The organism is Pseudomonas sp. SDO5522_S412 (assembly GCF_054071215.1).
The window spans coordinates 1-7,210 of sequence record NZ_JBSVWQ010000264.1; the positions used below are offsets into that span (position 1 = coordinate 1).

At 63.8% G+C, this 7,210-nt stretch carries 7 protein-coding genes; 2 read left to right on the forward strand and 5 right to left on the reverse strand.

Annotated features, from left to right (window positions below; all coding sequences use genetic code 11):
• Positions 1 to 60: 60 nt before the first annotated feature.
• From ACW9I6_RS28935 to ACW9I6_RS28955, 5 genes are read right to left on the reverse strand one after another with little or no spacing between them, the layout of a single operon-like run.
• Entirely contained in the window at positions 61 to 876 is an 816-nt protein-coding gene (locus tag ACW9I6_RS28935; protein ID WP_003215055.1) for an HpcH/HpaI aldolase/citrate lyase family protein, read from the reverse strand.
• Between the two features lie 14 nt (positions 877 to 890).
• On the reverse strand, positions 891 to 2,087 hold the full coding sequence (locus ACW9I6_RS28940) for a CaiB/BaiF CoA transferase family protein (protein WP_087694990.1): 1,197 nt from the start codon (positions 2,085 to 2,087) through the stop codon (positions 891 to 893).
• Between the two features lie 9 nt (positions 2,088 to 2,096).
• Positions 2,097 to 3,446 (reverse strand): MmgE/PrpD family protein, encoded by a 1,350-nt coding sequence (locus tag ACW9I6_RS28945; RefSeq protein ID WP_177029126.1) that lies wholly within the window; start codon positions 3,444 to 3,446, stop codon positions 2,097 to 2,099.
• 10 nt (positions 3,447 to 3,456) lie between these two features.
• The gene (locus ACW9I6_RS28950) at positions 3,457 to 4,620 is read right to left on the reverse strand and encodes an acyl-CoA dehydrogenase family protein (protein ID WP_087694986.1); all 1,164 of its coding nucleotides are present in this window, start codon (positions 4,618 to 4,620) and stop codon (positions 3,457 to 3,459) included.
• Between the two features lie 31 nt (positions 4,621 to 4,651).
• Positions 4,652 to 5,470, reverse strand: coding sequence for an FAS1-like dehydratase domain-containing protein (locus ACW9I6_RS28955; protein ID WP_214498706.1), 819 nt, complete (start codon positions 5,468 to 5,470; stop codon positions 4,652 to 4,654).
• 202 nt (positions 5,471 to 5,672) lie between these two features.
• On the opposite strand from ACW9I6_RS28955, the gene ACW9I6_RS28960 reads away from it, so the two are divergent.
• Together ACW9I6_RS28960 and ACW9I6_RS28965 are read left to right on the forward strand one after the other, a co-directional pair.
• Positions 5,673 to 6,584, forward strand: coding sequence for a LysR family transcriptional regulator (locus ACW9I6_RS28960; protein ID WP_008436234.1), 912 nt, complete (start codon positions 5,673 to 5,675; stop codon positions 6,582 to 6,584).
• 34 nt (positions 6,585 to 6,618) lie between these two features.
• On the forward strand, positions 6,619 to 7,104 hold the full coding sequence (locus ACW9I6_RS28965) for a GFA family protein (RefSeq protein WP_457340110.1): 486 nt from the start codon (positions 6,619 to 6,621) through the stop codon (positions 7,102 to 7,104).
• Positions 7,105 to 7,210 lie beyond the last annotated feature (106 nt).

The following is a 7,210-nucleotide window of genomic DNA, read 5'->3' on the forward strand; positions in this document are numbered from 1 at the left end:
CCAGTCACCGGATGCACTGGCTGACCCACCGCTTTCGCGAGCAAGCCCGCTCCCACATTTCTACGGTTGCGCGGCTAATAATCGTTGGGCCCGCAGCAGCACCGGTGCATCCACCATCTGCCCGTCCAGTTGATACGCCCCGGCCCCATGGGCACCGGCGTCCACCACCCGTTTGGCCCAGGCCAGATCCTCGGCACTGGGGGCCAGCGCCTGGTGAATCACCGCCACCTGCTTGGGATGGATACACAGCGCGCCGGCAAAGCCCATTTCATAGGCATGCCGAATCGAACGGCGCAGGCCTTCGGGGTCGTCGATGGCCGGGTGCACGCCGTCCAGCGGCGCCACCAGCCCGGCGGCGCGGGAATGCACGATCAAGGCAAGGCGAGCCTGGTCGAGGGCAAATTGCGCGGCCGGGGAGCCGCTGCTCAGGTTCAAGTCCAGCGCCAGGTCCAGGCCACCAAACGACAGGCGCTCCACCAGCGGCGCATGGGCGATTTCCGCCACCGCCAGCAAACCCCGCGCACTCTCGATAATCGGCCAGATAGCCTTGCCCGTTGCAGCCACCACGGCCACCTGGGCCGCACTTTCAACCTTGGGCAGCAACACCCCCGCGACCCCGGCGTGGGCCTGACAGAACGCCACATCGGCAAAATGCTCGGGATGCTCCGGCGCGTTGATCCGCACCCACACCCGCGCCGCCGGCGTCGCCTGCAAAAACACCCCGAGGTTGTCCCGGGCCTGACGCTTGAGCGGCTCTTCCACCGCGTCTTCAAAATCCACAATCACCGCATCGGCGCCACTGGCCAGGGCCTTGGCAAAACGTTCCGGTCGGCTGCCCGGTACAAACAGCGCAGAGCGCACAAGAGAGGTTGGCATCGTTCGATTCCTTGTCAGATAACGCCGCGGATACGCAGGCCGTCGATGGCTTCAGCGGAGTAACCCAGCTGGTCGAGAATCCCCTGGCTGTGCTGCCCCAGCCCCGGCACCGCATCCATCCGCGGGGTGAACGCGGCATTGCGTGCCGGTGGCAGCAACGACGGCAACTTGCCCGCCGGGCTGTCGACTTCACGCCAACTGTCCCGGGCCTTGAGCTGCGGGTGGTCCCACACGCCTTGCATGTCGTTGACTCGTGCACTGGCGATTTGCGCGTCTTCCAGGCGCTGGATCACGCCTTCGGCGCTCATCTGCGCAAAACGGTCGACGATGATCTGGCGCAGCACGTCGCGGTTTTCCGAACGCTTGAAGTTGGCCGAGAAACGCTCGTCGGTGGCCAATTCCGGGGTGAGCAGCACCTTGTCGCAGAACGCAGCCCACTCGCGCTCGTTCTGCAAACCGAGCATTACCGTGCCGCCGTCGCCGGTGGGAAACGGCCCGTAGGGGTAGATCGTCGAATGCGCCGCACCCGCGCGCGGTGGCTGGGGCGCGCCGTCGAACGCGTAATACATCGGGTAGCCCATCCACTCCACCAGGCTTTCCAGCATGCTGACGTCGATGCGACTGCCCTGCCCGGTCTTGCCCCGCAGCAGCAGCGCCGAGAGGATGCCGCTGTAGGCGTACATCCCGGCGGAGATATCGGCGATGGAGCAGCCTGCCTTGGCCATCTGGTCTTCACCCGGGCCACCGGTGACCGAGAGAAAGCCGCCTTCGCTCTGGATCAGCAGGTCGTAGGCCTTTTTCTTTTCATACGGGCCACCCTCGCCATAGCCGGAGATGTCGCAGACGATCAGCCGCGGGAAGCGCTCATGCAGCGCCTCGAATGACAAACCCATGCGCGCGGCCGCGCCCGGTGCGAGGTTCTGCACCAGCACATCGGCATCGGCCAGCAGGGTTTCCAGGATGTCCCCGGCATCGTCGTGCTTGAGGTCCAGGGTCAGGCTTTCCTTGGAACGGTTGGTCCACACGAAATGCGAGGCCAGGCCGCGCACGCGCTCGTCATAGCCCCGGGCAAAGTCGCCCGCCCCGGGACGTTCGATCTTGATCACCCGCGCGCCCAGGTCGGCCAACTGGCGGGTGCAGAACGGTGCGGCAATCGCGTGTTCCAGGCTGACAACGGTGATGCCGTCCAGCGGTCGTTGATTAGCGGTCATGACAGTTCCTTAAAGCCAGTGAGCCAGGGATGCGGCGTTGCGCAGGTCCCAGACTTTTTCGATCAGCCCGGTGGTTTGCGCGAGTGTGCGGGCACCGCTGAATTGGGTCAGGCGCTGGAACTTGTCGGCCAGCTCCGAGCGGTTCAGGGTGTTGCCCGGGTCGCCCTTGGGTTCGTCGATGGCGCCGTGCAAGGTGCGGCCATCGGCGGTGGTCACGATGACCCGGCCCAGCCAGCGCTGCGGATAGGCACCGTCGACTTCGGCGTCGAGGGTCATGGAGACCTTGTCGCGAAACGCCGCCACGTCCCCGTCGCTCAGCGCCAGCTCGTGAAACTCGGTCAGCCCGGCCTTGCCATGCACGGCAATCAACCCCAGCACGGTGCCCATGGAAAACTTGGCCTGGTGCACGGTCTGCGGCAGCGTCACCCGGCCCAAAACGTCGATGGCGCCCTGGTGAACGCGGGTTTCCACATGGGCGATCTGCTCATGGCCCAGCCCTTCGCGCTGCATCAGATCCAGCAGCGCATCGGCGGCCGGATGGGTGTGGCGGCATGAAGCATGGAACTTGAACGACGTTTCCAGCAGCGCCCAGCGGCTGCCGAGACGATCGGACAATTTGCCTGGGTCGGCGTCGGTGGACATGCCCGCCGCCATCCCCTGATCGCCTTCCAGAATATTGCGCGCACCGGTCAGCCCGTCCGCTGTCAGATACGCCGCCAGCAAACCATCGGCAGCGGCCTTGGCAGTGTGCAGTTGCTTGGAGTCGGCGGCGTCCCGCAGGAACTCCCACAGCCCGGCCGCCTGAGTGCCGGCACTGCCCAGCAGGTTGATGAATTGCTCTTGGTTGAAGTCGAGCAATTTGCCCACGGCCACCGCCGCTGCGAGGGTGCCGACGGTGGCCGTGGTGTGGAAGATCCGGTAATGGGAACGGCCCATGAATTCGCCGATGCGAATCCCGGCTTCGTAACCGGCCACCGAGGCCAGCAGCAGTTCGCGACCGGACTTGCCGAGGTCTTGCGCCGCCGCCAATGCCGCCGGAAACACCACGGTCGCCGGGTGCAATACCGAGCTGTTGTGCAGGTCATCCTGCTCCACCAGGTGCGACGACGCGCCATTCACCAGCGCGGCGAAATAGGCACTGCTGCTGCCGCCGTTGACGATGATCTGCGCCGGGCCATCAGCCGGGCCCATCCTGCGGGCATAACGTTCGAACAGCGGGATCGGATGCGCGCCCTTGCTGGCCAGCGCCGAGGCGAGCCAGTCGAGGAACAGGTCTTCGGTGCGGGCGAGTACGGCGTCCGGCAATTGTGCGTAATTCAACTCGGCGAGGAACCGACACAGCGCTTGGGTATGGCTCATGGTCGGGCCCTCAGAAGCTGCGTGGCAGTTCGAGCAGATGCTCGGCCACGTAGGACAGGATCAGGTTGGTGGAGATCGGCGCAACCTGGTACAGGCGGGTCTCGCGGAACTTGCGCTCCACGTCGTATTCGCAGGCAAACCCGAAGCCGCCGTGGGTTTGCAGGCAGGCGTTGGCCGCCTCCCAGGAAGCCTTGGCCGCGAGGTACTTGGCCATGTTCGCGCTGGCCCCGGCATTGGCGCCGCTGTCGTATTCCTCACAGGCACGCCAGCGCATCAAGTCGGCCGCTTCGATCTCGATATGGGCTTCGGCAATCGGGAACTGCACGCCCTGGTTCTGTCCGATGGGCCGACCAAATACCACGCGGTCGCGGGCATAGGCGCTGGCTTTCTCGATAAACCAGCGGCCATCGCCGATGCACTCGGCGGCAATCAGCGTCCGCTCGGCATTCAAGCCGTCGAGGATGTAGCGGAAGCCCTTGCCCTCCTCGCCAATCAGGCTGTCCAGCGGCAACTCCAGGTTGTCGAAGAACAGTTCGTTGGTCTCGTGGTTGACCATGTTGGCGATGGGCTGCACGGTCAGGCCGTTGCCGATGGCTTCCCGCAAGTCCACGAGGAAGATCGACATGCCTTCGGATTTTTTCTTCACCTCGGCCAACGGCGTGGTGCGGGCCAGCAGGATCATCAGGTCGGAATGCTGCACCCGCGAGATCCAGACTTTCTGGCCATTGATCACGTACTTGTCGCCGCGCTTGACTGCGGTGGTCTTGATTTTGGTGGTGTCGGTGCCGGTGGTGGGCTCGGTCACGGCCATCGACTGCAGGCGCAATTCGCCGCTGGCGAGCTTGGGCAGGTAGAAGCTTTTCTGTGCTTCGCTGCCGTGACGCAGCAAGGTGAACATGTTGTACATCTGGCCGTGGACGGTGCCGGAGTTGCCGCCGCAGCGGTTCACTTCCTCCAGTATCACCGAGGCTTCCGCCAGCCCCAGGCCGGAGCCGCCGTAGGCTTCCGGGATCATTGCCGACAGCCAGCCGGCGTCGGTCAGGGCCTTGACGAAGGCTTCCGGGAAACCTTTTTCTTCATCGACCTTGCGCCAGTAGGCAGCGTCGAATTCGGCGCAGAGTGCGCGCACGCCTTCGCGGATGGCATTCAGTTCTTCGTTGTCATTCGGGTTCATTAACGGCTCTCCGCCTGTTGTTCTTGGAGGTTTATTCGAAATGCAGTTCGGCGCGCTGGGCCAGGCCGTCGGCGTTGCCCGCCCACAGTTCCGCGACGCCCGGCGCGGTGATGTGCCCGCCCACTTCAAAGGCTTGCGGGGCAATCAACGGGCGCACGCCGCGATACGAGAAACGGCGCAACGTGGCCGCGGGGTTGGCGCGGCAAAATGCGCGCAGGCTCAAGGTGGCGATCAGCGGACCGTGCACCACCAGCCCCGAATAACCTTCGGTGTCGGTGACATAGGGGTAGTCGTAGTGAATGCGGTGGCCGTTGAAGGTCACGGCGCTGTAGCGGAACAACAGGGTTGGCGTCGGGTCGACCGCTTCACGCCAGGCGCCTTCGGGGAGCACGTCACCACTGCCCTGCTTGGGCGGCGTGGGTTCGCGGTAGACGATGTCCTGTTCTTCGCGCAGGGCCAGGCGGCCGTCCTGGGAATAGTCGTGGCGCACGGTGACGAACAACAACGAGCCGGTGCGACCGGTTTTTTCTTCCACCCGGGTGATGGTCGAAACGCGGGTGGCGGCCTCACCGGCACGCAATGCATGGAAGAACTCGATGCGCCCGCCGGCCCACATGCGGTTGCGATTATCGGCCGGCGGCAGGAAGCCGCCACGGGCCGGATGACCGTCACCGCCCAGGGCGGACTCGGGCAGCGGGTCCTGGAAGAAGCACCATTGCCACAAGGGCGGAACCGGCTCGCCATCTGCCGGTGCCGCTTCGCCAAAGGTGGCGGCGATGCGTTTGAGCAGGTTGTGGCTCAAGTGGTCGTGGGCTGTTTCGCTACGGCCGATCCAGTCTGTGGCGCTCATCAGGTGCATGTCCTCGGGCAGGGAATCTGAACCGGATCATGCTGGGCCCTGGCCGTTCTGAGAATTTGCATTTCAATGAAGCAGCGTTCGGCTATGCTGAACGCCATCGCCCATAAAAAGATCTCAAGAACCCGGATGATCAATGTGGGAGCTGGCTTGCCTGCTCCCACATGGGTTCTTCGTCGCTGCCCCGGAGCCTTGCATGCACTTTGATCTGGCTGACTTACGCCTGTTTATCCATATCGCCGAATCCCCCAGCCTGACCCAGGGCGCCAAGCGCGCGTTCCTTTCGCCGGCCGCCGCCAGTGCGCGGATCAAGGCCCTGGAGGGCCAACTCGACACCCGCCTGTTGTACCGCGACAGCCGTGGTGTGGAAATTACCCCGGCGGGCGAACGGCTGCTGCACCATGCGCGGCTGATCATGCGCCAGGTGGATTACCTGAAAAGCGAGTTCACCCAATACGGCATCGACTCGGCCGGGCATATCCGCATTTTTGCCAACACCACCGCCGTGACCGAATTTCTCCCGGAGGTGCTGGCCGGCTTCCTGTCCCAGCGCCCCGGCGTGACGGTGGACCTGCAGGAGCGGCTGTCGCGGGATATCGTGCGGGGCGTGCTGGATGGCACCAGCGACATGGGCATCATCGCCGGGCCTGTGGAAGCATCGGGTTTGCAGGTGCTGCACTTCAGCACCGACCACCTTGTGCTGACGGTACCGGTGGGGCATCCGCTGGCGGGCCTGCCTTCGGTGACGCTGGAGCAAACCCTGGCTTATCAACATATCGGCTTGCATGACGGCAGCACGTTGCTGAGTTTCCTGCGTGAGCATGTGGAGCGGCTGGGCAAGCACTTGTCGTTGCGCATTCAAATGTCGAGCTTCGAGGCGATCTGCCGGATGGTTGAGGCGGGCGTGGGGATCGGCATCATTCCCGAGTCGGCCGCCGTGCGGCACAGCCGGACCATGCAACTGGTGACGGTGAAGCTGGATGAGGTTTGGGCGGTGCGCGAGCGCAGTATTCTGGTGCGGGAGCTGGAGGCGTTGCCGGGGACGATTCGGGCGTTGATCGCGACCTTGATGCCCGAGATGGAACCGCCCCGGCTGCCGGGCGCCTAAGCTAACGTTGCCCTTTTGCGAAGGAGATCTGGTCATGCAGCTTGAAGGTTCCTGCCATTGCGGCGCGGTTTCGTTCAGTCTTGAGAGTGCGCATCCCTACCCTTATCAGCGGTGTTATTGCTCGATTTGTCGCAAGACCCAGGGGGGTGGCGGGTATGCGATCAACCTTGGGGGGGATGCCAGGAGCCTCAAGGTGCGGGGGCGCAAGTTGATTTCGATTTATCACGCGCGGATGAAAGAGCCGGGGGATAGCCGGGCGCATGCGAGTACGGCTGAGCGGCATTTTTGTTCGCAGTGTGGGTCGGGGTTGTGGTTGTTCAGTCCGCAGTGGCCGGAGTTGATTCATCCGTTTGCTTCGGCGATTGATACGCCGTTGCCGGTGCCGCCGGAGCATACGCATTTGATGCTGGGGTCGAAGGCGCCGTGGGTTGAAGTGAGTGTTCGCGCGGGGGACCTGGAGTTTGAGGCGTATCCAGAGGAGTCGATTGCCGAGTGGCATGAGCGGTTGGGGCTGGGTTGATTGATTAAGTGAGTGAGTGAGTGAATATCCGTTATTTGGGTGATGGCTGAGATTGGTTCCGCTCTTACAGCGGCTCACTTTTGAAAAGCGCAAAAGTAAGCAAAAC

Excerpts from the sequence above, each read along its gene's own strand:
- ACW9I6_RS28955 (WP_214498706.1), bottom strand. The coding sequence starts at position 5,470 with ATGAGCGCCACAGACTGGATCGGCCGTAGCGAAACAGCCCACGACCAC.
- ACW9I6_RS28950 (WP_087694986.1), bottom strand. The coding sequence starts at position 4,620 with ATGAACCCGAATGACAACGAAGAACTGAATGCCATCCGCGAAGGCGTG.
- ACW9I6_RS28945 (WP_177029126.1), bottom strand. The coding sequence starts at position 3,446 with ATGAGCCATACCCAAGCGCTGTGTCGGTTCCTCGCCGAGTTGAATTAC.
- ACW9I6_RS28960 (WP_008436234.1), top strand. The coding sequence starts at position 5,673 with ATGCACTTTGATCTGGCTGACTTACGCCTGTTTATCCATATCGCCGAA.
- ACW9I6_RS28965 (WP_457340110.1), top strand. The coding sequence starts at position 6,619 with ATGCAGCTTGAAGGTTCCTGCCATTGCGGCGCGGTTTCGTTCAGTCTT.
- ACW9I6_RS28935 (WP_003215055.1), bottom strand. The coding sequence starts at position 876 with ATGCCAACCTCTCTTGTGCGCTCTGCGCTGTTTGTACCGGGCAGCCGA.
- ACW9I6_RS28940 (WP_087694990.1), bottom strand. The coding sequence starts at position 2,087 with ATGACCGCTAATCAACGACCGCTGGACGGCATCACCGTTGTCAGCCTG.